Source organism: Candidatus Cloacimonadaceae bacterium (genome assembly GCA_030693415.1).
GTDB lineage: Bacteria > Cloacimonadota > Cloacimonadia > Cloacimonadales > Cloacimonadaceae > JAUYAR01.
Genome location: JAUYAR010000148.1, coordinates 1 through 25570, shown reverse-complemented (window position 1 = coordinate 25570; position 25570 = coordinate 1). Strand labels below are relative to the sequence as shown.

Here is a 25570-nt window from a genome sequence, read left to right as displayed (position 1 = left end):
TATTCCGTTTCCCAATGTATAGATTTTAGCCAAAATATATGTGATGCAAAAAGAGGTTTCAGATGAATACCGACAAACTAAAAGACCTTGCAATGAACGACAATGGCTTTGTATTCGATCCCGGAAGCGGCAGCAGCTACACGGTCAACGAGACCGGGCTCAAGATATTGAAATACCTCAGCCAGGGATTGGGGAAAAGTGAGATAAGAACAAAGATCCTTGATGAGTATGAAATCAGCGAAGATCATTTCAACAGCGATTTCGAACACTATGTCCTGATGCTCGAATCCCTCGATCTGATCGATTTTTAGGGCGCTGCGATGAATCCTGATCTTTCCACGCTCGATGTCGTGATCGCCGTCAGCGGTCTCAAAACCGGCGACAATCCCCAACCCGGGGTTCCTGTTATCCGCAGTATCCGAAATGCCGGATTCAAGGGCAAGATCATCGGTCTGGTCTATGATTCGATGGAATCCGGAATCTATCTGGAAGGTCTCGCGGACGAGATCTACCAGATGCCATATCCTTCCACCGGTGCGGAAGCTTTTATGAGCCGCATCGATTATATCCTGAGCAAGACAAAAATCGATGTGATCATCCCCACCCTCGACGCGGAGATCATCCTCTTCATCCGTCTGGAGCAGGAGCTGAAAAACCGTGGTGTCCATTGCTATATCACGGACGAAAGAGGTTTTTTGCTCAGAGACAAGACCGCGCTCGCCGGATTCTTTCCACCCAAGGGCATCTTTGTGCCTCAGACGATACTCGTGAGCGATCCCTCTCAGATCTACCAAATATCAGATCAGATACCCTATCCGCTCATGGTCAAGGGCAGATATTACGAGGCTTTCAAAGCTCGCAATCCCGAGGAAGCTCTAAAACACTATTATGATATCCAATCCCGCTGGGGCTTACCCATCATATTTCAAAAAATCGTTCCCGGCGAGGAATTTAACATTGTGATCGTTGGTGACGGCAAGGGCGGCATGCTGGGTATGGTTCCCCAGAAAAAACTGGTCATCACGGACAAAGGCAAGGGTTTCGGTGGAGTCGTGGTCAAAAATGCCGGTCTCGACGCATTTGCAGAGAAAGTGATCAGCATCCTCAAATGGCGCGGGCCCTGCGAACTCGAAGCGATCAAAGGACAAGACGGGATCTACTATCTGATCGAAATTAATCCGCGTTTTCCCGCTTGGGTTCGTCTTGCGGAAGGCGCAGGGCAAAACCAACCCGCGGCGGTCGTTTTACTTGCTTTGGGCAAGGAAGTTGATCCACTTCCGGTTTGCAAGCCCGGCACCATGTTCATCCGCCACGCCGAAGACCTCATCGCGGACATTTCCACCATGGGAGAGATCGCCGCCAAGAGTGAGCTAATTATAGGAGTTACAAATTGAAAAAGGCATACACAGCACCTTATATCGAACGCAATTATAACGGAAACATGAATAAATACGGCGCCAAAAGTGTCGTTCGCCATCAGGACAACATCGACGGCATCGGAATCAAAGAACTCGTGGCGACTTATGGTTCCCCCGCGCTCGTGATATCCGAAAGCCGGATGCGTAAAAACTATCGCCGCCTCCATGAAACGATGCAGATGCACTATTCCAAGGTCGAGATGGCGTGGAGCTACAAAACCAACTATCTGGCAGCAGTTTGCAGCATTTTCCATCAGGAAGGAGCCCGCGCGGAAGTCGTCTCTGGCATGGAATATCAGATGGCAAGAAAGCTCGGAGTCGAGGGCAAATCCATCATTTTCAACGGACCGGGAAAACGCCGCGAAGAACTGGTGACGGCAATCAAAGATAGCGCTCTGATCCACATCGACCATTTGGATGAGCTCTACCTAATCGAACGGATCGCCGAAGAATTGGACACCATCCCGGATGTGGCGATCCGAGTCAATATGGACACCGGTATCTATCCCCTGTGGTCGCGCTTTGGCTTCAATTATGAAAACGGAGAAGCGATGCGCGCCATTCACCGTTTGGTCACCGGCAGGATGATGAACCTCAAAGGCTTGCACACCCACATCGGCACTTTTATCATCGACGCGAATGCCTATTACTATGCTGCCAAAGCGCTATTAGCTCTCGCCCAACAAGTGGAAAAAGAGCTGGGCATCGTGGTCACATACATCGATCTGGGCGGTGGATTCGCTTCTCAAAACACCCTCCACGAACAATATACGCCCGGCGAGCTTTCTTCTCCCTCCTATGATCAATATGCCGCCGCAATCGGCAACGCCTTCAACGAATCGCCGTTTGTGAGCGAGCATCTGCCCACCCTCATTTTGGAAACTGGCAGGGCTTTGATCGACGAAGCTGGAACAATGATCAGTGGCGTGATCGGCAGGAAAAACCTCCCCACCGGAGAGCGGGCAATCATCCTCGACGCCGGAGTGAATACCTTGATCACCGCTTGGTGGTACAAACTCAAAGTCATCCCCACGCGGCCATTTTCCGGAGCATATCAAAATACTGTTTTCTATGGACCACTGTGCATGAATATTGACGTGATCCGTCCCGCGCTACCCTTCCCCGATCTCTATACCGGTGAGCATGTTTTGATCCATCCCGTCGGCGCCTACAACAACACGCAGTGGATGCAATTTATCGAGTTTCGACCGCCTGTGGTCTTGATCGGTGAAACCGGACAACATGAGCTGATCCGAGAGAAAGAAGAACTTTCCGACATCAACGACCGTGAAAGAATCCCGGAGCACTTGAAGAAACTGTGACCAAATCAGCCGTTATGACCCGTGGTTTTTCTTTTCTGAGAGCGATCCCGCACAGCTACGCGACGATATTGTTTTCGGACAATCTCTGGCTGGGCTTGATCCTGATGCTGCTCACCATGCTCTCCCCCATTGTGGGTCTCTCCGGCTTGGCGGGGCTTGTGATAGCCCTACTCGCAAATCGGGCGGTTGGGTTTGAAGGTTGGGACAGCGGCAGCGGAATCAATTCTTTCAACAGCCTGCTGATCGCCCTAGCGATCGGATACTACTATCCCTTGAGTGGAATCGCCTCGCAGCCGGAACAGTATGCGGCACTGTTGCTTGTGGCATCGCTATCAACGCTTTTTCTCTACGCGGTGCTCACTCATTTCACGTTGAGTTGGTTCAAATTGCCATCGATGAGTCTTGCTTTTTCCATAGCTGCGACCGTCTTTTGGTATTATTTGGTTCGAAGCGGCGATTTCACCGGAACAGGTTTTGCCAAGCCGATAATCCTGAGCGCGAAGCCTGATCTGATCTGGTTTTGGAGGGACTATTTACTCAGCATGGGGAGCATTGTGTTCGTGCCGGATATCCTTGCCGGGATTGCGGTTACGCTCATCCTGCTTTTCATCTCGAGGATCGCCTTCATGCTTTCATTGATGGGATGGGGAATCTGCTATTTCCTGCTCAGTTTTGTCAACATCGGCAGTACTTATGGGATGTTTTTCCCGGGATTTAACCTGATCCTGATTAGCCTGACCATCGGCTCGGTGTTTCTGATTCCCAGTAAATCTGCTTATCTGACTGCTGCCATCGCTACAGTGATTGGCTTTGCCCTGGCATTTGTTCTTTCCGGCAAGTACTATTTTCCGGATTACATGCCCGCCAGGGGAGATGTGCTATTGATCCCGATCTTTGCCTTCCCGCTCAATATCGTCGTCTTGATTGTGATCTTCGCGCTCCGTTTGAGAGCTTTACCACGATCTCCGATCATCAACGACCTTGGCATACTGCACCCCGAAAAGGCGCTGGACGCGTATCTTTCAAGATACAAACGTTTCTCCAGTACCGGCATCCCCCAAATGCAGCTTCCCGTGACTGGTGAATGGCTTGTGACCCAAGGGCACAACGGGACACATACTCATAAAAAGGAATGGGCGTTCGCTTGGGATTTTGAGATTGAAGACCGCTTCGGCAAGAAATACTCAGATGTTCCCGATAGCGTCAAGGACTATTACGCTTTCGGCAAAAACGTCTATGCAGCGGCAGCAGGATATGTGGTAAAAGTCGTGAACAAAATCCCTGACAACCCAATCGGTATCACGAATACACAGGATAATTGGGGAAATTACGTAACTATCTCCCATGGCTACGGATTCTACAGCCTCTATGCGCACTTGAAGGAAGGCTCCGTGAAACTTGCCGAGGGCGATTATATCAAACAAGGTGAAAAGCTCGGTTTGGTGGGAAATTCCGGCAGGTCTCCGATCCCGCATCTGCACTTTCAGGCGCAAAGCGGAATCGATGCCGGAACAAAATCCATCTTCTGTCATATCGTCAATTACAAATATCTGGATGAAATCGGCGATTACACTTTCATCACCAGCGGTATCCCCAAAGAGGGCGACATCATCTCGCCGCTGGTCGCGGAACGTGAGCTTGCGAATATCCTGCATCTGAGCTATGATCAAAGCCAAAGCTACCATGTCCAAACCAACGGCAGGAAATTTGTGGAGAACTGGAAGGTTGAGCTCGATCTGATGGGAATCCATAGAATCCACTCCGATAGCGGGGCAAAGCTTGAATATTCCATCTACAACGGTATTTTTAACGCATTGAATCTAACCAAACTGAAACCGGGAGCCTTGCGCGCCTTTGCCCTTGCCTCGTCAAGGATCCCCTGGATCGAGAACCACAATCTAAATTGGACCGACGAGCCCAGCTTGTCCGTGACGATGAGTCCTTTCTGGAAAAATGTGACCCTGTTTCTGATCCCCTTTTTCAAACCGATCCGGGTGCGCACGCTATCCAGGATCGTAGTGGAAAAGAAAGATATCCTTCTGGTTAGCACTACCGATTTGAGCGTTTTGGGGATGACGATCAAAAAGTATCTCGCCAAAGTGACAATCACCCGCAAAAACGGAATCCGGGAAATATCTCTGCATCGTGGAGATCAGGAACTGGTGACCGCTACCCGAATCCAACCCGAGGAGGAATCCAATGAATAGACCGATATTTCTATTGATCATACTATCCCTGATAACGATGCCCCTGTTCGCTTTGCGCGGCATCAGCGAATCCTACCAGGCAGAAACTGATGGCAATTATGTGCTCGCTCATCTGATCATGCAAGAGCTTTTAGAGCAAGATAAAAACGAGCCCTTCTTCCAGATCCGCAGTGCCTGGCTTCTGTATCAAATGGGAAAATATGCCGAAGCGTTAGTCTCTTATCAAAACGCCAACCGCCTGCGGGAAAACATTGATGCCAATATCGGCATCATCAATTGCCAGTTGGCGTTGGGAAACTGGAAAGACGCGCTGTCCCTGGGATCGATGCAGGTGAAGCTACACCCCGAAAACACCACCCTGCTTGGCAAAGCAGCATACGCGGCATACATGATCAAAGACTATGCCAAAGCCGCTCAATTCTACACGCATATCTTCCAAGTCTATCCCTGGGATATGGAAAACCGTGGATATCTGGTGAATAATCTTTATTTGAGCGGAGATATCAACGGCGCTAAAGAACATTTCCGGCTGCTAAAAAAATACTATCCCCAATCAGCTATAATCACCATCTACAAAGGTATTTTGGAATAGACCCACCACTCAAGAATCCAACCATGAAACAAATATACGCCCTGCTTGCATTTCTTCTGCTCATTGGCATTCTTGGTGCTGCGCAGATGGATTATCCCGATCTGATCGGAAAAACAATCCGCTATCTGAATGTCTATCCCGCGGACGCAAGCGAGCGCATCAATCTTGCCTATTATTACATGATGGATTCCAAACCTGATATGGCTTTGGCGCAATATCAATGGGTGGAACGGGAAAATCCTAATTCCGGCACCGCCGGCGAGGGTATCCTCTGGGCTTTGAATTCTCTGAAAATGTATCGACACGCACTCGCCAAAGCGGACAGTCTGATCGCCCATCATCCCCATATTTCCATGTACCGCGTCTATAAAGGACAGGCGGAACTCCAAAGCGGCAAGCCGCTGAGAGCGAGGCTATCCTACCAAAAGGTTTTAAGCAGTGATCAAAGTGATTCGCTCTCTCAGGCACTGGCAAGAGACGGTTTGGGATGGGCATACCTGGCGGTGAACGATTACGGCGGAGCGATCACTGTTTCAGGAGATATTGAAACCCCTTCCTCACCATTGAGAGAAGCCACACGCTGGCATACATTTTTGACGACCGGCTTTAGCTACAAAGAAACCGGCAACTATGGATTCTCCGCTTCGCTTGGTTTGCAGAAACGCACCTGGGCGATGCTTGCCTCATATCATGATCAATATGTCAAGGATGCCCACTATCGCTATATGGGCAGCTTCAAACTGGGAAAGCAAACGAAATATGCCGATTTCGGATTTCGGGCGGCAACTCTGATAGGAGAGTACGAGCCTGTCTATCCAGGCAAGAGCTTTTTTGCGGCAGCTACAGGAAAACTGTATCTGAGCGATGCGCTGATCAAACCTATAGTAGCGATCCATCTCAGCTCTTATTCAAGAATGAACGCCTATCAAGGCGATCTGGGATTCAATGCCAGATATGGCAGGATGAGTGTTAGCTATGGATTCTCGGGAGTCTATCATGATCTGGAAGCGCTGGATTCTGACCTGCGGGAATACGTACATACTCTCGGTGCGGCATACCAGATTTTTCCCGCTCTGAAAATGGCTTTGCATTGGATAAAGGGAGAAACTTCATGGTGGATCGATGCTTCGGGTATTATCTACGACGATTTTTACGGAGCAAACGAAATCTACGGACTGAGCGCATACTTATCTTTGAGCCGGAGTTTAAGCTTGGGTTTATACTATCATTTGGGAATAGAAAACGATGAATACAGCGATCTCATCCATACTAACATTTCTCTCCGATACTAAGGCACGGATCTTCCTCAGCCTGATATTGGTTGCTCTACTTGCTTCCTGCAACTTGCGGGAAAATGCTCTACTGCCTCCAAATCTCGATCCAAAACTATATATAGAAAATAGTGAGATCAAGATCTATATGGATCATTTGATCCGCTCGGACAACGATAACAGCTTTCTCTATATCAAAAAGGAAAGCATCGCCGATAACGCTCTCTGGTATGGAGATGTGCTTCGGTTTGGCAAAGTGACGGCTCTGACGCAAAGAGACAGCCTTGCCTTTGCGGAATCCAACGCCGCCCTCACTCATGCTTACCGAATCTCTGTCCTCAGAGGCGGCAGCGAGATCATTTTAGATTCCATTCCCGATTTTGCCACAATCTATACCGATCTGATCAATAATGAGCATCTCGCAGACGCCCATCTGGTAAAGAACACATATCAACTGAGCGCGGAGCGCGTAGCGGTCTATCCATACGGCTCCGGAAGATGCTTTTTCGCCGTCAGCGGCAATGGCGATCTCGAGCTCCAGATTCCCGGAGAAACAGGGAATTTGAGCATTGATGATAACAATTGCGCGGTCGAAGCTTTGATCTTTGATGATCATGAACGGATCAGCTTATGGTTTCCGCAAGCATATATGGCATCCGTGCAAAGGATTGATCTGAGTATTGAAAACAATCTCGGTGGCGAAGATGTTACTGCTGTACAGACTCTCTTCCCCGGTTTTGCCCTGAACACAAAAGTCCTTGCTCTGCAAACCCAAGCCCCCGCCCCGGAAAATGATCCCGTCATCGTGCATTATTCCATGCCGGAATCACGCAATTTCAATCAGCAATGGATCTGCGTCGGCGCATCCGGTATCAGCAGTTGGGATTCAGGCGAAAACACCTGGTTGGTGCAGGATGGCACCTTGATCAGTTTTTTGAATAAAAGCGGTAGGTATTGTCTGATCACTCCGCTTTCCGATCAACAAGGCCTGAACATTCCTCTCGACGGCAGTTTTGGCAGCATCTTCCTGCAGGATATTTGGTTCGATTTCAGGAATATGGCAATGCCAAATCTCAATCTCAAAGTTAATCTGCTACCTTCTGTCTCAGCAATCACCCATGATTATTTCAACGGTTCTCCCTTCGCTTTGGCGAATCCATGGCAGGCTTTTCACTTTGAATTTTCCCAATCCGGCACCACGATCGAAAGCCTCCCCAATGACGCTTGGATCGAATTTGGCTTTCGCAACCGGCATTCGTTAGCCAGCCAGGCACGGTTGTTTAGGATCTTCCGAAACCAGACGACTGATCATCTGGATTACAAGTCTTTTGGCACGGATTATGATGCATCGCACTATAGTGTTTCCTCGGATTTCGTCTATAGCGGGATTAACTCTTCGGGAACATATTTATTTGGAAACGCATCCGAAAGCCCAATCGCCACCTCTATCCCCCACCTCAAACCCAATGCCATTATCCAGTATGCCAAGGGCTTTGTTTCCTGGCAAGATAGTGACACTGCTTTTAGCAGCGTGCTTTTGGAGCACAAAGCCCCGATCGCTCAGCAGCATCCATGGCTCAGCGGACAACCATATACTTTGGGCAGCACAGTTTCCATGCTTAAAATCTCCGCCGTTTCCGAGAAACGTGAGCGCAATTCCCTGCCTGCTAACCTGTTTTTAAGTTATGCTCATCAGTCCGGAACCCAAAGCATCGTGAATTTTGCTCCCGATTTCCAGTTTCCTCGCTTTGTCCGCTACAGAGTATCCAACACACTGGAACATAATACCTTTAGATATGTGAATGGGAAGCTGGAAATATCCCCGGCATTTCCAGGATATCTGATTCAGGGACAGGGATTTGACGCTCCTTCCATCTTAAACCTGCGTATGTTTGCCAAGATGGAGTTCGACGATTTTGACTGGGAAGTTCATCTGGATTCATCGCAGCCCCTGGGCGAGAATCGGGTTTTGAGGATCAAGCGCGAAACAAGGCTGCCCGATACCTATTCCGTGCTGGCAAATCAATATCAGCTAAGCCCGCTCAGTGACGCTTACTCCTTTTATATCGAATTTCCCGATCTGTTCTTTGCAAATCATAACCCCTTTATCCGCATTAAACAAAGCGCCAGAAACGAGAATCTGCTCTTTTCCGAAGTGCAGGGAGAATATTATCGCATCTATAGCTATCCGCAAGCTGTGGATCCAGATCCCTGGCACTTTTCAAGCGCGGATGGACATATTTCCTTCCTGTTGTCCTCAAATGGCTTTTACAGAGTTATGATTGACTCCAACCCCCATCTGTTTGTAAACACGGTCATCAACACGAACATCCGCGATCACATCGTTTCCCTCTACCAGGCACAGATGAATGTGCCGGCAAACCTGATCGGAAACCCTCTACCCCTGTTTTCGCGGATAAACATGATCAGAATCCCTGATTACCAGGCTCCGATAACTCCTCTGAACGCCTATCGCATCGAGTTTCGCAATCCCGCCGGAGTGATGATCGCGCCCAATTTCTACGATCTGCCATCAGATGCGGATCTGCCTTTTGTGTATATTCCCATTCCGGACTTTGTACCAGCTCAGGATTATCGTCTTTTCTTCAAAGATATAAACGGCTCATTGACGGAATTTGTCCACGTTCCCGCTTTCACAGACGAGCCGATCTATGAATTCATCATGATCGGAAACTGCGCGGTCTGTCTGGTGGACAATCCCGGAGTATTTTACATCACTGAGTGACGAGTAGCGCAGCATGCCGATGCTGCGGGGGGAAACAGTTTCGCAGGATCGGCATCCTGCACTACTTCCTTAGCATTACGGAGTCAATACGGACTTAGTCCGTAATGAGTCCGTATTGATTCCGTAATGCAAAGGGGATGGTCAATCCTTGTTACTCTGAGATAGAGAATTATGTTTACTGCGAAAAAGCGGGGTTGTTCCGTTCCAGACTCGATGGGAGCGATAGAAGCACTGTGGACAATCAAGGCGGGAGCAGTTACCCTTATACAATGTTCTCTATGTCTAAGGATCAACGTTATATTGCTCTTAAATTCAATACTATTAGTAGCGAATATATCCGTATCGTTACGATATCTTGTTCATTTTCTTTTGCATACGTAATTGATAGTGAATTCGATAATCCAGCGGAACCTGCAGATTCAATCTATACTAAATGGGCTTCAGCAGGATCAAATGCTGTTATTGATTCAGTGTTTTCCATAAATGTAACAGCAATACCAGATAGTGTAACTTATGTGCTCAACGGAGTCGATGTCTCAATCCCCAGCGCAAATGCAACCGATGGAATTGACGACTCTTTCTCTTTCAGTAAGTTAATAATCTGGATGAGAGATAACATCGCAACAAACGGCATTCATGCACAGATCTACATCCCAGCCGCACCTACGATTTCAGTGATCAACTTGTTTTGCAACCCAATATCAGCCTCAAGGGAGCCGGATCAAATGCAACAGAATTGAGGTTCTTGATCAGAGCAGATACTACGAGTACAACAATGACACAAGCCGATTGCAAGAAAGATGCCATTGGGGTATCGGGTTTTGACTTTCAATAAGCCTTAGCCGGATTGTGCTGCTTGCACAGGTATTGGAGGGCTATTTGTGAGTTAAAATTATAGACTTGGGTTGCCGAACTCCCCAGCCTTTTGGGAAGCCGAACTCCGATTCGGCTATGGTTTATTAGGCTGTGGGGAATCGGAATTCCCCAGCCCAAGCTGGACGTGACACTATCATAGTTTGGTGAAATAAAGAAGTTTATCAAAGTAAGTACCCAAAACCATAAACAAAGCCCCGATAGGGGCGACATATCTCATTACATATCATATTGTTAGCTCAATGTCATCCATGAGGGGATTTGTGGTTTGCTTGGCGTTAAACTAATTGATTTGGTTTATTCTGCACTACAGCGAAAACGATAAAAGACAATACTCAGACCACTATTTCTCGATGAAACCTACCTAATGCAGGGAAGTATCGCGGGAGATTTTGAACAGTCTCCCGATCAGTGATTCAACTCGGCACGATAAAATACTTGACTATAATTGAATGCCTGTGATTCTGTGCGCTGAGGCTAACCATGCAGTTTGCATAGTTTTAATATCTCGCTGTGAGTCTTGCCAGCTCTTTTAGAAAGTGTGATCAATAGATATAGATAAACAAAAAATAGACTAAGGAGACTTAGATGGAAAAACTGATGTTATTGGGAGACGAAGCTTTGGCACAAGGCGCCCTGGATGCTGGTATATCGGGGTTTTACGCCTATCCGGGCACGCCTTCCACGGAGATTGTGGAATATGTCCAACACAGCAAACAAGCGGAAGCCGGCGGTGTTCACCGACAATGGTCTTCCAATGAGAAAACCGCGATGGAATCCGCCATCGGAATGAGCTATAGCGGCAAACGCACTATGGCTTGCATGAAGCACGTGGGCTTGAACGTAGCCGCCGATCCATTTATGAATTCAGCTTTCACAGGTGCCAACGGCGGGCTAATAATCACTGTGGCGGATGATCCTTCCATGCATTCATCCCAAAACGAGCAGGATTCGAGATATTACGGCAAGTTTGCCATGATCCCCGTGCTCGAACCCTCCAACCAACAGGAATGTTATGATATGGCATTTCATGGCTTCGAGCTTTCGGAGAGATTTCACATCCCTGTGATGATTCGTCTGACCACGCGTCTGTCGCATTCCCGCAGCGGAGTGATGCGCCGAGAACCTTTGCGGCAGAATCCGTTGAAGAAACCGGACGACCTCTTTCAATTTATGCTCCTTCCCGCGATCGCACGCAGGAAATACAAACACTTGATCGAGCTTCAGAATAGCTTTGTGCACGCGTCGCTGGAGAGTCCATTCAATAGTTTCCATCTGGAAGCGCCGGATTTGACGATCGGAATCATCGCCACTGGGCTGGCATACAACTATTTGCGCGAGGTTTTTCAAGATCGCGAGATTCCCTATCCCGTGCTCAAGATATGCCAATATCCACTTCCGATGAAAGCCATCCACGCGCTCTACGACCTCTGCGACAGCATTTTGGTGCTTGAAGAAGGCATGCCGATCGTGGAAGAAAGCATCAAAGGTGCCTCCTTCAATGGCACAAAGCCGATCAAAGGCAGACTGGACGGCACTTTGAGCCGCGATGGAGAACTCAATCCAAATAAAGTCGCCGTCGCACTTGGGCTTCCGGATACATTCGGATCAATCATCCCCGCTGTCATCTGTCCAAGACCTCCGGCTCTCTGTGTCGGCTGCCCTCACTGCGATAGCTACATCGCTCTCAACGAAGCGGTTGCAGAATATGGCAGAGGACACGTCTTCAGCGATATCGGCTGCTATACCTTGGGCTTTTTACCACCCTACAACGCGATCAATTCCTGCGTGGATATGGGTGCATCAATCACGATGGCAAAAGGTGCTTCCGACGCAGGTCTCTTTCCCGCTGTAGCAGTGATCGGAGATTCCACATTCGCGCATTCCGGCATGACGGGACTGATGGATTGCATCTATGAAAACTCAAACGTGGTGGTCGTGATCCTTGATAACGCCACCACGGGCATGACCGGCGGACAGGATTACACCGCCGTTGGCAGATTGGAAGATATCTGTGCCGGTATCGGAGTTTCCAGAGATCACATCCGCGTTTTCGTCCCCTTCAAGAAAAACTATGAGGATATGGTGCGAATCTATAAAGAGGAGATCGCCTACAATGGCGTTTCCGTGATTATTCCGCGCCGCGAGTGCGTGCAAACCCTGAAGAAAAAGAACAAATTGGAGACACCAGCATGAAAAAGGACATCATTCTCGCCGGAGTGGGCGGTCAGGGCATCTTGACCATCGCCACGATCATCGGACACGCGGCGCTGAAGCGTGGCTGGCATCTCAAACAAGCCGAAGTTCACGGTATGAGCCAACGCGGCGGAGACGTGCAATCCCACCTTCGCCTATCCAGCGAACCGATCTGGAGCGATCTGATCTCTTTGGGCAAAGCTGATATGATCCTTTCCGTGGAACCGATGGAAGCCTTGCGCTATCTGCCCTACCTCGCCCCGGATGGATGGATCATCACCAATAAAACACCCTTCAATAACGTCGCTGTTTATCCTGATCTGGAAGCGATCTATGCCGAAATTCGCAAGATCCCCAATCACGTGCTCATCGATGCGGACGTCATCGCCAAAGCGGTGAAGGCAAACCGCAGTATGAATATCGTCGTCCTTGGAGCTGCGATCGGACACCTCGGATTTTCCTCGGATGAGATCGCAGATGCCATCACCGCGAGCTTTTCCCGTAAAGGCGAAGCAATCGTGGAAGGCAATCTGCGCGCTTTGAAAGCGGGGATCAATGCCGAGATAGAATAGCATAATTTCACGCATGGAGGTGCCCAATCCGGGTGCCTCTTGCCCTTTTAAATAACTTGACAGGAGTTGCCATGAAACCGCACCGATTCTTCAAGAACACCCGGTCGATATTGCTTTGCCTGGGAATGGTTATACTTTGCAGAACACTTTTTGCGCAAAGCCGCTTTGACGTGATCGAAAATTTCGAAAGCGGGGCGGTGACGCTCTATTCCTGGCTGAATGAGGACATCCAACCCACTGCATGGCAACTCGTTACTACAGGAACATATAACAACAGCGCCTACTCATTGTCATTGACTGGAAACACCTGGAAACAACAATTCATCACTCCTATACTGGTAAGTAGCAGCACCGTTTTCGAGATCGCCGCCAAGACCTCGAGCGGTGCCAATATCCAGGGCATCGGTTTCTCAGACGGCGTTAATGTGCTTTTCTATTCCATCGGCGGCACGAGGATTCTCAATCTCGAACAGTGGGTACCCGTCTATCAAGGCGCTTTCTCAAACAACACCTGGAATCAATATCTATTTCCGATCGCGGATGATTGGTTTTCCTTTTTCGAATATTACCCGCTGATCACTTCGATCGTCTATGTCAATGATCTGGATGGAATTAGCTCCCGCTCGGTTTTCTTTGACAACATCCTCAACATCACCAGTGATATCAATCAGGCACCGCAGATAACCGTCTCATACCAAATTACTTTCCAAAGTGCCGGATTGGGAACTACCCGGAACGTCGGAGTGCAATTTAGCAGCCTCGTGATTGACCCCGACAGCGATACATTCACCTATGCATGGAACTTTGGAGACAGCACGACCAGCAACCTCGCCAACCCCTATCACACTTACACTGTTGCGGACAACCACCCCTACAGGGCGACCCTCAGGGTGAGAGACAGCGGCGGAAAATGGGGCTACGCTTCATGCCTCGTCGAAGTGGATGATGGCATCAGCTCTCTTCCGATCCGGATGAACTTCATCGGTGACGTGATGCTCGCCCGCGCCTATGAACAAGCGGGAGGCATCATCCCCACCCTGGGCGTGAACGCCATCTTTCAACCTACAGTGCATCTGATTGGCAATGCTGCGGATATCACGGTTGCCAACCTCGAAGTGGTGCTTTGCAACGTTGGCACTCCGCATCCTACCAAATCCGTGGTCTATCGCGGCAGCCCTTCCAACATCAGCGGATTGGTCTATGCCGGCATCGACAAGGTCAGCACGGCAAACAACCACACGCTCGATTATGGGCTCGTGGGCATGCAACAGATGATCGGTCTGCTTGAACAAAACAACATCATCCACAGCGGTTCGGGAGCCAATTCCTACGAGGCATACGCACCGGTTTTCATAAACAAAGACGGGCTCAACATCGCGTTTTTGGCAAGCTCCGACCGCACCGGACAATATAACAACGCTCAGCCCTATTTGCAAGCGGGATACAACAAACCTGGTTTTGCTTACATGACCCCATATTACATCATGCAGCAAATCAATGCCGTGCAGGGCTTTGCCGATCTCAAGATCGTGGAAATGCACGGAGGCAGCGAGTATTCCGTGACGCCGGGCAGCGGCTATGACAAAAACAACCCCTTCCTGGGCGACCTCGAGGATGAGGATTACAACTATCGCACGGACGTTCCACACCTGTGGGATCTGGAAATTCGCAGATGGACTGTCGATTCCGGAGCCGACCTCGTGATTGTGCATCATCCCCACATCATCCAAGGATTGGAAGTCTATAACGGCAAACTCATCGCGCATTCGCTGGGAAACTTTGCCTTTGATCTCACCTATCCGGAGACTATGCCTTCGATGATTCTCTACGCGGATGCGGATCATTCCGGTTTCTCAAACTTCCTCGTCCGTCCTCTGTATATTGACGATTTTATCCCCAAACCAGCCACCGGAGTGCTCGCGGCGCATATTCTCGATTACCTCGCAATGCGCAGCACAGAGCTCAATACCAAACTCATCGTGGATTATCAGGATTGTTCCGCCAAGGTGGTGATGGACATGGACGATCTCACTGCGAATACTTCCAACTATAACTTTCAGAAGCAGTTGCAACCCAGCGGCACGATCGGAAACACCACTCAACCCTTCAAACTCCCACGCTATGGAAGCATAAACAGCGTCACCAATGTCTCTCCCGTGAGCGATGGACAGCTCCGACTCGGTAAAGAATTGATCTGGTTTGGCAATTTCGAAGATGAGGGCAGTTCCCTGTGGAGCATACCCGCTTTTGAGACTATGAACGCCTTTGACGGTGCCCGAAGCGCTTTGCTCGCCCCCTCAAACGGACAAACCACCACCGCCACCTTCAAGCGCCGCATGAAATGCTATGACAACACCAAGAAATACACTCTGCACGGATGGATCAAGACCCGCAGCGCTACAAACGCCAACATCATCATCCGCTATTGGAATACCAGAACCTCGACAAGCACCGTCGGCACCGAAAACATCACCGCGAACATCAATGGAACCACTGAATGGACATGGTTTTACAAAGAGTTGACTTTCCCTTCCAACGCATATTTCTATGACATCCTGCTCACGATCACAAACTCCGCCGGCGGCACCGTTCAAGCTCTTTTTGACAACGTCGGTATGGTAGAATGGACGAATTGGCTCGATCTATCCTCTCTGGCAACAATTCCCAATCCCAATAACTATCTCTGGATGCAAGCCAAAACTTCCCAAGGAGCAAAATCCCTGAGCATTGGTTTTTCCGAACAGAGATACGCATTTATGGCACAGCGGCGAAGCTCAAAGACGATAAGCGTTCCGATCCGGATGTCCATAAATCCCAATCCTTTCCGCAACGATAGCAAAATCGGCTTTGAGCTTCAGGGAAAAGCACCCGCCAGCCTGAAGATCTATAATATTAAAGGACAACGGGTCAAGACCATGTTTGACGGCATCCTCCCCGAAGGGAAACACATTCTTTCCTGGAACGGCAAAGACGACAAAGACAGACCCGTCTCCTCCGGCATTTACTTCTTCCGTTTGGAACAAAACGGACATACAGCCAACCAAAAGGCAATAATGCTTAGATAGCCGAAGATGCCTGGCTTGATAGTCTATTGACAATTATGGGGGGCTCCGCCAAAAGGGAACGATGAACGATAATCTGATGATATTCAGCGTCTATGAAGTGAGTCTCCATCTCAAGCAGGTGATTGAGACACAGATAGATGCGATGTATGTGCGGGGAGAGATCAGCAACTTTACCCATCACTCCTCCGGACATATTTATTTTAACCTCAAGGACGAAAACGCCACCCTGCGCTGCACTTTTTTCCGTAACCTCAATATGCGGCTCGATTTTAAGCCCGAGGACGGAATGGAGGTGGTTTGCTTCGGCAGACTGACTCTCTACGAAAAGGGCGGCAGCTACAATCTGAACGTTTCCGACATGAGCCTCTCCGGCGCGGGCGTTTTACAGCTTGAGTTTGAACGCCTCAAGGAAAAGCTGAAACGCGAAGGTCTCTTCGAGCAGGCACATAAAAAAGCATTGCCCCGCTATCCGGAAAGAATCGGAATCGTCACTTCCCCCAGCGGAGCGGCTCTTCAAGATATCAAAACCATCTTCTCGCGCAGGTTTCCGGTTAGGGTAAGCGTTTACCCTGCAGTAGTTCAGGGCTCCGATGCTCCATCGCAATTGATCGCGGGGATCAAATATTTCAACCAAGCCAAAGACGTGGAGTTGATCATCATCACCCGCGGTGGCGGCTCGCAGGAAGATCTTTTCTGTTTCAACGATGAAGCTCTGGCACGGGCTATCTTTGCTTCGAAACTGCCGGTAATTTCAGCGGTGGGGCACGAGATTGATTTCACTATTGCGGATTTTGTTTCCGATTTGAGAGCCCCGACCCCCTCGGCAGCGGCGGAATTGGCGGTTCCGGACAAGCTTGATTTGATGGGATATTTGAATTCGATCACCCGTAGAATCAGTCTGACCATGAGCGCTCTGACGGGGAGGGAATCTGCGAATCTGGCGAATCTGCATCACCGCCTCGCCCTCCTTCATCCAGATAAACACCTGCAAGCCTATCAACAACGCTTTGACATGGCATCTTCCGCGATCTTTGGTTCAGCTAATTATCTGACACCCCTCCAGCACGAATTTGCACTGCTTAATAACCGGGCACTCACCGGTTTCCGCCACCTCTGGCAGATGCTCAAACGAGATGCAATGCACGATTTACAGAGTTGCGATTATAAACTGAAACAGCTTTCCACTATCGAACTTGCAAAACAACGCGAACGCCTCAATCTGGCCGGCGAAAAACTGCGGCTCGCTTCCCCGCAAACCATTATGAGCAAAGGATTCAGCATGGTGCTCAAGGAAGGAAAAGCGCTCACTTCCATACATGATATCGATCCCGGCGATAAACTGGATATGATCATGAAGAACGGCAGCGCGATAGTATCCGTGGATGAGATCAAAATCGGTATCGAGAGTGATGCGCATTAGTTTCTTGCGTCTTCTTCCATTATTGTTAATGCTCTGTGCCGCAAGGCTATGCGCTGAAATCCGCGCTATGTGGATATTGCCGTGGAGCATGACTTCCGCCGCGCAGGTGGATGGATACATCGCGCAGGCGCTAAGATCAAATCAGACAGATCTCCTGGTGGAGGTTCGTTACCGTGCGGACGCTCTCTATCGCCCCAACCGCGTTCCCAACCAGTATTTTAACCCCGAACCGCGCAGCTATATCCTGCCAAACAATTCCTTCGACCCCCTGGATTATACCTTGAAGGCGGCGCATCGCCATAATCTGAGAGTGCACGCCTGGGTGGTGGTATTCAACGCTACTCCGCTGGTTGCCGATCTGATTGCCAAGAACTATATCTATCGTTATCATAACGATTGGATCACTCATGACCGCATGGGTAAAAAGATGAATTCCAACGCCCAGTTCGGCAATTTCATCGATCCCGGCATACCCGAAGTGCATGACTATTTGCTAAACGTTTTCTCCGATCTAATCCTCGGTTATCCCGATCTGGACGGTCTGCATCTGGATTATATCCGCTATCCCAACAACGACTTGGGATTTCATCCCATCTCCGAAAACCGATATAAAGAATATAATAAAACCAATATCCCGATCACATGGAATCAATGGCGAATCCGCCAAGTCAGCGAATTTGTGGAGAAAACTTACATCCGTGCCAAAGAGCTCAACCCTGATCTGATCGTCAGCGCCGCGGTTTTTGCCAATTATTCGGACGCTGTGAATCTCTATGCACAGGAATGGAAGGACTGGCTGGATCGCGGGATCGTCGATCAGATCTATCCGATGGCATATCATCTTGATATCCGGCAGTTTGAATCCCAGCTAAAACTTATGGAGAGCATGGGTTACAAGGACAGGATCGTGGTCGGAGTGCGAGCTTGGGATACTAATGGCGGCTCGCTACTGCCCAAAGAAGGAGATCCGGCAGGTTCATACAGCATCTTCGACGTCGCCAACCGCATCGCTATCATTCGGCGGATGCGCTTTTCCGGCATCGCGTTGTTCAGCTATGACGGTCTTGTCAAAGGAGACGCCTTCAATCAGTTGAGCGGATTGACCTTCGGCGAGAAAACTATCGCGGCGCTATCACTACTTCAAGAAGATACTTTACTGAAACAAGATATGGGACAAGGATATCTGCGTTATGCAGCCGATCTTGCCATCAACCGCAGCCACAACCAGTATCAGATCAACCTGCACATCCCTATCGAAGGAAACTGGTTTTGGGAAGTGCGCAGCTCGTTGGAGGGCGTCGTATATACCCGCAACCGCTACTATCTCAAGGGCAGAAATCTGGATTATTGGAATGGCATCACCGAGAGCGGTGATCGTTTGCCGGAAGGGAATTATCTGATCTGCATCTACCGCGAACAAGACCTATTTGAATATATCATCCCAGTGCATTTCGACGGCTTGAGAAACGTGTATGAGTGATCGAGTCAAGCGAGCGGGGATCATCAGCGCGGCGGAATTTGTCCGCTTTGGCATGAAATCCGTGATCGGAATCATCTTGGCAAGGATCCTCGTGCCCGCGGATTTGGGCAGCTATCGTCAACTCTTTCTTATCTATAGCACTTTTTCCACTCTGATGCTGCTGGGCATTCCAAACAGCCTGCTCTACTTCATTCCCAAGCTCCAAAACGATGCGGATCGCAGGTTATACATCAGCCGAACGGTGAATCTGGTGAGCATCCTCGCCTTCGCTTTCGGGGCGACGATCCTCATCAGCAGATCATTTATCGCTACCAGTTTCAACAACCCGGCGCTGAAAGACCTGCTCCTCATCTATGCCGTCTATCCGGTGTTTATGTTTGTCACGCAGATCTATAGTTTTGTGATGCTGGGCATGAACAAAGGGATCAAGGCGGCGCAATTTACTTTGTTCAGTGTAGCCTGCGATGCCGTGCTCATCCTCTCAGCGGCATTTCTGACGCGTAATCTATCTGCGATTGTGATCGCTCTGATCGCCTCCGCATTTTTGCAGTGGGCATTTGCGCAATATCAACTTATTGCCCATCAGAGCAGGTTTTACTTTTCCAAAGCATATTTCAAAGAGCAGTTTCACTATTCCTTGCCGCTGGGTTTGTCTGCCCTGATTGGAATGCTATCCATCCAGCTCGATAAGTTTGTCATTTCGGGATTCTTCACACCGGAGCAATTTGCAGTCTTTTCCATCGGGGCAATGGAACTGCCGTTTATTTCCATTTTCAGCAATTCAGTCAATTCCGTGCTGCTCCCCAGCATGAGCGAACCGGGTTTAAGCTGCAACAAAGCGGAGATCTTTCGCGGCGCGGTACGCAAAAATGCGCTGATCATCTTCCCGCTCGCCATGCTCTTTTTCATCTATGCAAAGCCCATTGTAACTTTGCTTTACACATCGCAATATCTGGGTTCGGTGCCATTTTTTCAGGTCTATTTGTTGATTCTTCCCCTGCGGGTCGCGGTTTTCGGAGTATTGTTTTTGGCTTTGGGAAAGACGAAGTATATCTTGTATAATGCCGCCGTCACGCTATGCCTAAACCTGATCCTGAATATCATCTTAGTCAAGCAAATCGGTATGATGGGAGCAGCTTTGGCGACCGTTATCGTCACCTGGATTTCTGTGCTATTGTATCTGTTTTGGATGAAGACATCCCTCGGACTACGGATTAGGGATTATTATACACCCCTTCCAGTGATTAGAACCGCGGCGAGCGTGCTGGGAGCAGGCTTGATGACCTGGCTGCTGATCATGGGGATGGAGTATTCACTGCTCTCGCAATTCATCGGATTATTTTTGTTTATGACTGCATACCTCATCTTGGGATGGGTATTCAAAGCTATCCAGCCCTATGATATTGATTTGGTGAAAAGCTTGCTGCGCGACGGGATCGCTCGTCTGAGAAAATAGCGATGCGAAAAATCCTTTTTATATCTTATTATTTTCCTCCTTTGGGGGGAGTCGCCTCTATCCGTAGTATGAAGTTCGTAAAGCACCTCGCTGCTATGGATTACAACATCATCGTGCTTTCCGTTCAAGCAAAATATCTGCGCCATCCCAAGGATCCGGAGTTGCTGTTGGAGCTTCCTAATTCCGTGGAAGTCCACCGCGCTTTCTGTCCGGACATGAATTGGCTCTTCAAATTGCTGTGGGGTTTACGTTTAAATTGGCTGGTGAAGCTGATCAGGCAAAGACTTCTGATCCCCGATACCGAAAAACTGTGGCTACCCTTTGCCAGAAAGAAACTCCACGCTATCCTGACGGCGCATCGGGATATTGCTATATCGGTGGTCAGTTCCGGTCCGCCATCAGTATTGTTTTTAGGCTTGGAACTGAAAAACCGTTATTCAGTTCACTTTATCTGCGATTTCCGTGATGAATGGACGAATAATCCTGAGCGTATCAATCTGGATTATCCCGCTTCCACTCAGAGCCGGGAACTGATCCTCGAAGCCGGGATTCTGATGGCAAGCGCCGGCATCGTCTATCTGACTCAGATCATGAAAGACAACTTTGAGCGCAGCTACCCCTTTATACGAGAAAAGCCGTCTGAGATAATTCCCAACGGCTTTGATGAAGACGATTTCAAGGGCTTGACCGTCAAGCCTTCAAGCGACACTTTCGTGCTCCTCTACAGCGGTTCCTTTTATGACCGGCGCCAACCCGATCCTCTCTGGAAAGCGATCTCGGAACTGGCGCAGAGTGGAGCAATCAATCCCAAGCACTTCCGGGTGGAGATCATCGGTAAAAACACTCCCACGTTTGTTTTGGGCGCATTTGCCAAAGATGCGTTGATCAACGAAATAGTGAATATTGAAGGCTTCAAACCGCATCGCGTCAGTCTGCAAGCAATGTATAATGCAGACGCGCTGTTGCTCTTCATCCCTTCAGGAAAAAACACCGATTCGGTATTGACGGGAAAGATCTTTGACTATCTGCGCAGCGGCAAAGCCATCCTCGCGATCGTTCCTCCGAAAGGTTTGGCGGCAGAGATTGTCCTTAAGGCAGGTAGTGGATTTGTAGCGGAACACAGTGATTTTGATGGCATAAAGCGCTGTCTGAAAGAGGTCTATGAACTATGGCAGGCTGGCAGACTATCGGACTTGAAAACGGACAAGGATTATATAAACGGATTTTCGCGTCAGCAACAGGCGATGCGGCTTGCAGCGCTGATCGACAAGGCTTTGATATGAATAAAGCGCTCCCGCCCGCCATCTTTATCAAACCCAGCCGATCGTCTTTCATCCACATAGACGAAAACATTCTCACCAAACGGTTCCGTCTCTCCGCGATCTATCTGGCGCAGGATATTTCCAAGGGGGTCTATTTTTGGCGTATTCTCTTGATGATGATAAGGATACTGATTTCTTTCAAGACCAAGCTCGTGATTGTGTGGTTTGCCGATTATCATGCTGCGATAGCGGTGCTCACGGCACGCATTTTGGGAAAAAAGTCGCTGATCTTCGTGGGTGGATATGACGCTGTGCGTTATCCTCAGCTCGGCATGGGTGTCTATGTCAATGCGTTCAGAGGCAAATGCGCGTCTTTCGCGTTGAAACATTGCGACCGGGTTATCGTCAATCATGAGACGCTAATTGATTCGGATAATTTTTACTACAATCCCGAGGGACACCCCGAAGGGATCAAACGTTTGGTAGCAGGACTTGAAACTCCCGTGGATGTCGTTTACAATGCGGTTACGACCTCTCCGCCGGTTAGTATAAACAGAGATCGGCACATTCACATCTTGGCGGTGGGCAGCACTCCACGCTATGAGGATTTGTACAACAAAGGCTATGATCTGTTGATCGAGACTGCAAAGCAAATGCATGATTATCAATTTGTTATCGTCGGCATCAGGGATTGTTGGATGCCGGATATCGAGGCGTGTTTTCATGTATCCTCGATTCTGAACCTGAGATTGATGCCCCCCCTTCCACAAACTATGGTTTTTGAACTAATGCGGGATAGCATGATCTTTGCCCAGCCCTCGATCTCCGAAGGGATGCCAAACTCGCTGATGGAAGCCATGCTCATGGGTTGCGTGCCGGTCGGATCAAGCGTAGCCGGTATTCCGATGATCATTGATCAATATGGGATTGTCTTTACCAAGCGAGATGCCCTGTCTTTACAAGATGCTCTGAACAGAGCACTTGTGCTTGACGCGGGTAGAGACATTATTTCCAAGAGTATTGCGACAAGATTCAGTTTGGAAAAGAGGGAAAGGGCGTTGTTGGAATCGGTAGATCGGTTATTCGATTAGTCCCAATTCGTTGTCGGTTAGTGAGTCTTGAGCAATAAGGGCTCCAAATCATACTCCACCTGTTGCACCAAAGTGTTCTCCAAAATGTGTTTTAATTGCGCTTCAACTTTGTTCCAACTTGCTCCAACTTGCTTTGTTATCAGTCTTTTGCTATTCCTTCCTCTTTTCAAAGCGTTAATCAAGCCTTAATCAAGCGTTAATCAAGCGTAATAAAACTAACGCTTGATTAACGCTTGATTAAGGCTTGATTAACGCTGTCAAGTAGTAGCGCAGCATGCCAATGTTGCGGAATCGAAAATTCCCAAATCCCAAATCCCACACAATTCGTGTAAAGGGTCACTTGAATTTGCAAATTGGCTCACTGATTTTTGCAAATGGCATTTTTGCACTCGGTTTGGATCAAGGTTTTTGCAAATTGGCTCACGATTTTTGCAAATGAAAGGATCAAGGCTTTTGCAAATTAGCTCACGATTTTTGCAAATGGCATATTGCTGTGACAAATGAGAGCCCATAAAATCGATTCTTTCTTATCATATTGTGCAGAAAGGACTTGACCGCTATTGCGAGGGGGTTTAAGTAGAACCTATTAATCAACAGTCGGGTAACCGAGAAGGAGATCAAGATGACCAAGCAAAACAAGAATCGCAAAGGGCAAGAAACGCTGGAGGAGATGGCGCTATCGGGCAGCCAGATAGTGCTACTGAGAGAGGATGGTTCGGAGCAGCCTATTGAATATCTGGTGGCTGATCAACAACCAGTTGAGGTTGATCATTACGCAGGTGAGTATCATTATAAGAACTGGTGGAATCAGTTCCGGGGACCCTGGCTGCAGTCGGAGAAGATGAGCGAGGAAGAGATTAGGATCAAGGCTGATGATGCATGGGAATGCAGCGACTACAGCGCTTCTCCGAATATGATATTGGTAGGAATAGGGTCAAGGTCCGGAGGTTCTCCTACTAATGAACTACTATGATAAGCTGATGATTGAGTACTACAGGGTCCTCAACAATGCCTGGAAGACCGAGATCAAGGATGCCTCCAAGCTTACCATCCAGATGCTGAGTGACATGCCACGATCTGAGAAACTCAATAAAGACCAAATAGACAAGATGATGGACATCATCAACACCCAGTTGGGAGACGACTTCGCAGCACTAGTAAATGAGCCCACAAAGGCGATAATAGACCGCTGTATCCGGCTCGGATTGCGAGATACTCAAGTGCAAGCACCAGTCAAGACATCCATTGGTCTGTGGGGAATTGAAGATCAGCATCTCTCATCCACTATCCAGAAGCAGCAACTTTTCTGGCTCGGTAACCATTTTGATGCTGATATCCGTCAAAACTTCGCTGATGTGCTATCCAAAGCCATAGAACAGGGATATACCAAAGATATGCTGGCAGACACTCTCAAAGAGCAGTTTGGTGATATAGCCAATAAATCCTCGCATTACTGGCAGGGACTTGCGGAACACACTGCTCTCCGGATACGAGAGTTTGGGAGATTGCAGGGTTATAAGAAAGCCAAAGCGAAGTATTATAAGCTCGTAGTAATCCTCGATGACCGCACCAGCGACATCTGCCGGGAATTGGCTGCCATAGACAAAGTCTATCCCCTAAACGATGCCACTGAAGTAATGGATAACCTGATGGCTCTGGAGACCAAATCCAACAGCCTGGACGATGCCAGAGATTACATCAAAGCCTTGTCACCATGGGTCAGCAACGATCAGATAGTCTATAACAAAGAAGATGAACCTATCGGTGTATCAGGAGCGCATACTCCCTTCCCACCATTTCATTGGAAGTGCAGAACGACGACTACTGTTGTATAGGTTTGTAAATCTGCATAGCATCATTACAACTTTCATAATCACAAACAAATGCTACGCTGTATCTTGCCCTTGTAATACCAACATAAAACTTAGCTTTTGTCTGACCATTCAACTGATGAGTGCTATTTCTCAAGTAGTTATTGATAGGACCGTTAGGGAAAATCAACACTCTATCAAAAGTTAGCCCTTTTGAAGCGCCAAAGTTGTACGATTCGTACCCACAAGTATCTGTCCTCTTATCATACTTAAGAATATTTGGATTCCATAAGGTCACATAGTCAGCAACATCTTTTTTCCTTACAAGAAATATCCCATCGTGTCCAGTCCTAATCATGTTTCGTGATTGAGATTTTAGCAAATCAGGATATAGCAGATCGGAAAATTCACAAATTGATTGGTTGCATCTATAATTCTCATATCTGAACTCAATACAACATAACTTGTGCTTTTCCCATCTGCTGAATAAATTGAGGATGTTTTGTCCTCTTATACGTTTATTTTTTGAGACTGTTCAAGTAAATTCCCTTAAATTTCAATAAACTAGCGTTTCGGAAATCAAGAAAAGTGGGCGAAAGGCATCCTTAGGCAGGGGTTGCTTTGAATTGACAGATCGTCTACGCAGAGAACACTTCAGTAAATATCAATCATTTTTCGTGGGGAAAAGCCTTATGCTTATAGCCGCGACCATAGGGCTGTTTATGGACAATATGTATATTTAAACAAATGATAGAAAATCATTTACAACTTTTGCCTTCTAACTATTG

At 48.4% G+C, this 25570-nt stretch carries 18 protein-coding genes; all 18 read left to right on the top strand.

The genetic code is table 11. The annotated features are described in order from the left end of the window. Positions 1-62 precede the first annotated feature (62 nt). Positions 63-311: a PqqD family protein gene (locus Q8M98_08870; protein ID MDP3114876.1), complete on the top strand. Its 249-nt coding sequence runs from the start codon at positions 63-65 to the stop codon at positions 309-311. Positions 312-320: 9 nt separating this feature from the next. Then, on the top strand, positions 321-1394 hold the full coding sequence (locus tag Q8M98_08865) for an ATP-grasp domain-containing protein (protein ID MDP3114875.1): 1074 nt from the start codon (positions 321-323) through the stop codon (positions 1392-1394). Continuing rightward, a complete protein-coding gene (locus tag Q8M98_08860; protein MDP3114874.1) occupies positions 1391-2740 on the top strand; it encodes an alanine racemase in 1350 nt (449 codons plus the stop codon). The genes Q8M98_08865 and Q8M98_08860 overlap by 4 nt, the downstream gene beginning before the upstream one ends. After that, on the top strand, positions 2737-4947 hold the full coding sequence (locus Q8M98_08855) for an urea transporter (GenBank protein MDP3114873.1): 2211 nt from the start codon (positions 2737-2739) through the stop codon (positions 4945-4947). Before Q8M98_08860 ends, Q8M98_08855 begins: the two co-directional genes overlap by 4 nt. Then, entirely contained in the window at positions 4940-5539 is a 600-nt protein-coding gene (locus Q8M98_08850; protein ID MDP3114872.1) for a hypothetical protein, read from the top strand. Before Q8M98_08855 ends, Q8M98_08850 begins: the two co-directional genes overlap by 8 nt. 23 nt (positions 5540-5562) lie before the next feature. Beyond that, positions 5563-6831, top strand: a complete 1269-nt coding sequence (locus Q8M98_08845) for a hypothetical protein (GenBank protein MDP3114871.1) — start codon at positions 5563-5565, stop codon at positions 6829-6831. Further along, on the top strand, positions 6785-9556 hold the full coding sequence (locus Q8M98_08840; GenBank protein ID MDP3114870.1) for a hypothetical protein: 2772 nt from the start codon (positions 6785-6787) through the stop codon (positions 9554-9556). Before Q8M98_08845 ends, Q8M98_08840 begins: the two co-directional genes overlap by 47 nt. A gap of 278 nt (positions 9557-9834) precedes the next feature. Continuing rightward, the gene (locus Q8M98_08835; GenBank protein ID MDP3114869.1) at positions 9835-10296 is read left to right on the top strand and encodes a hypothetical protein; all 462 of its coding nucleotides are present in this window, start codon (positions 9835-9837) and stop codon (positions 10294-10296) included. A gap of 721 nt (positions 10297-11017) precedes the next feature. Then, complete coding sequence (locus tag Q8M98_08830) at positions 11018-12625, top strand: thiamine pyrophosphate-dependent enzyme (protein ID MDP3114868.1); 1608 nt, start codon at positions 11018-11020, stop codon at positions 12623-12625. Beyond that, on the top strand, positions 12622-13197 hold the full coding sequence (locus tag Q8M98_08825) for an indolepyruvate oxidoreductase subunit beta (GenBank protein ID MDP3114867.1): 576 nt from the start codon (positions 12622-12624) through the stop codon (positions 13195-13197). The genes Q8M98_08830 and Q8M98_08825 overlap by 4 nt, the downstream gene beginning before the upstream one ends. Before the next feature lie 71 nt (positions 13198-13268). After that, positions 13269-16262 carry a CapA family protein gene (locus tag Q8M98_08820; protein MDP3114866.1) on the top strand — a complete coding sequence of 998 codons (2994 nt, stop codon included), beginning with the start codon at positions 13269-13271 and terminating at the stop codon, positions 16260-16262. A 61-nt stretch (positions 16263-16323) separates the two neighbouring features. Continuing rightward, positions 16324-17682 (top strand): exodeoxyribonuclease VII large subunit, encoded by a 1359-nt coding sequence (gene xseA, locus Q8M98_08815; protein ID MDP3114865.1) that lies wholly within the window; start codon positions 16324-16326, stop codon positions 17680-17682. Positions 17683-17749: 67 nt separating this feature from the next. Then, positions 17750-19162: a family 10 glycosylhydrolase gene (locus Q8M98_08810; protein MDP3114864.1), complete on the top strand. Its 1413-nt coding sequence runs from the start codon at positions 17750-17752 to the stop codon at positions 19160-19162. Continuing rightward, positions 19155-20618, top strand: a complete 1464-nt coding sequence (locus Q8M98_08805) for an oligosaccharide flippase family protein (GenBank protein MDP3114863.1) — start codon at positions 19155-19157, stop codon at positions 20616-20618. Before Q8M98_08810 ends, Q8M98_08805 begins: the two co-directional genes overlap by 8 nt. A 68-nt stretch (positions 20619-20686) precedes the next feature. Beyond that, positions 20687-21901: a hypothetical protein gene (locus Q8M98_08800; protein ID MDP3114862.1), complete on the top strand. Its 1215-nt coding sequence runs from the start codon at positions 20687-20689 to the stop codon at positions 21899-21901. Further along, positions 21898-22971, top strand: coding sequence for a glycosyltransferase family 4 protein (locus Q8M98_08795; GenBank protein ID MDP3114861.1), 1074 nt, complete (start codon positions 21898-21900; stop codon positions 22969-22971). Before Q8M98_08800 ends, Q8M98_08795 begins: the two co-directional genes overlap by 4 nt. 622 nt (positions 22972-23593) lie before the next feature. After that, positions 23594-23944 carry a hypothetical protein gene (locus tag Q8M98_08790; protein ID MDP3114860.1) on the top strand — a complete coding sequence of 117 codons (351 nt, stop codon included), beginning with the start codon at positions 23594-23596 and terminating at the stop codon, positions 23942-23944. Further along, the gene (locus Q8M98_08785; protein ID MDP3114859.1) at positions 23931-24806 is read left to right on the top strand and encodes a hypothetical protein; all 876 of its coding nucleotides are present in this window, start codon (positions 23931-23933) and stop codon (positions 24804-24806) included. Before Q8M98_08790 ends, Q8M98_08785 begins: the two co-directional genes overlap by 14 nt. Positions 24807-25570: the final 764 nt, after the last annotated feature.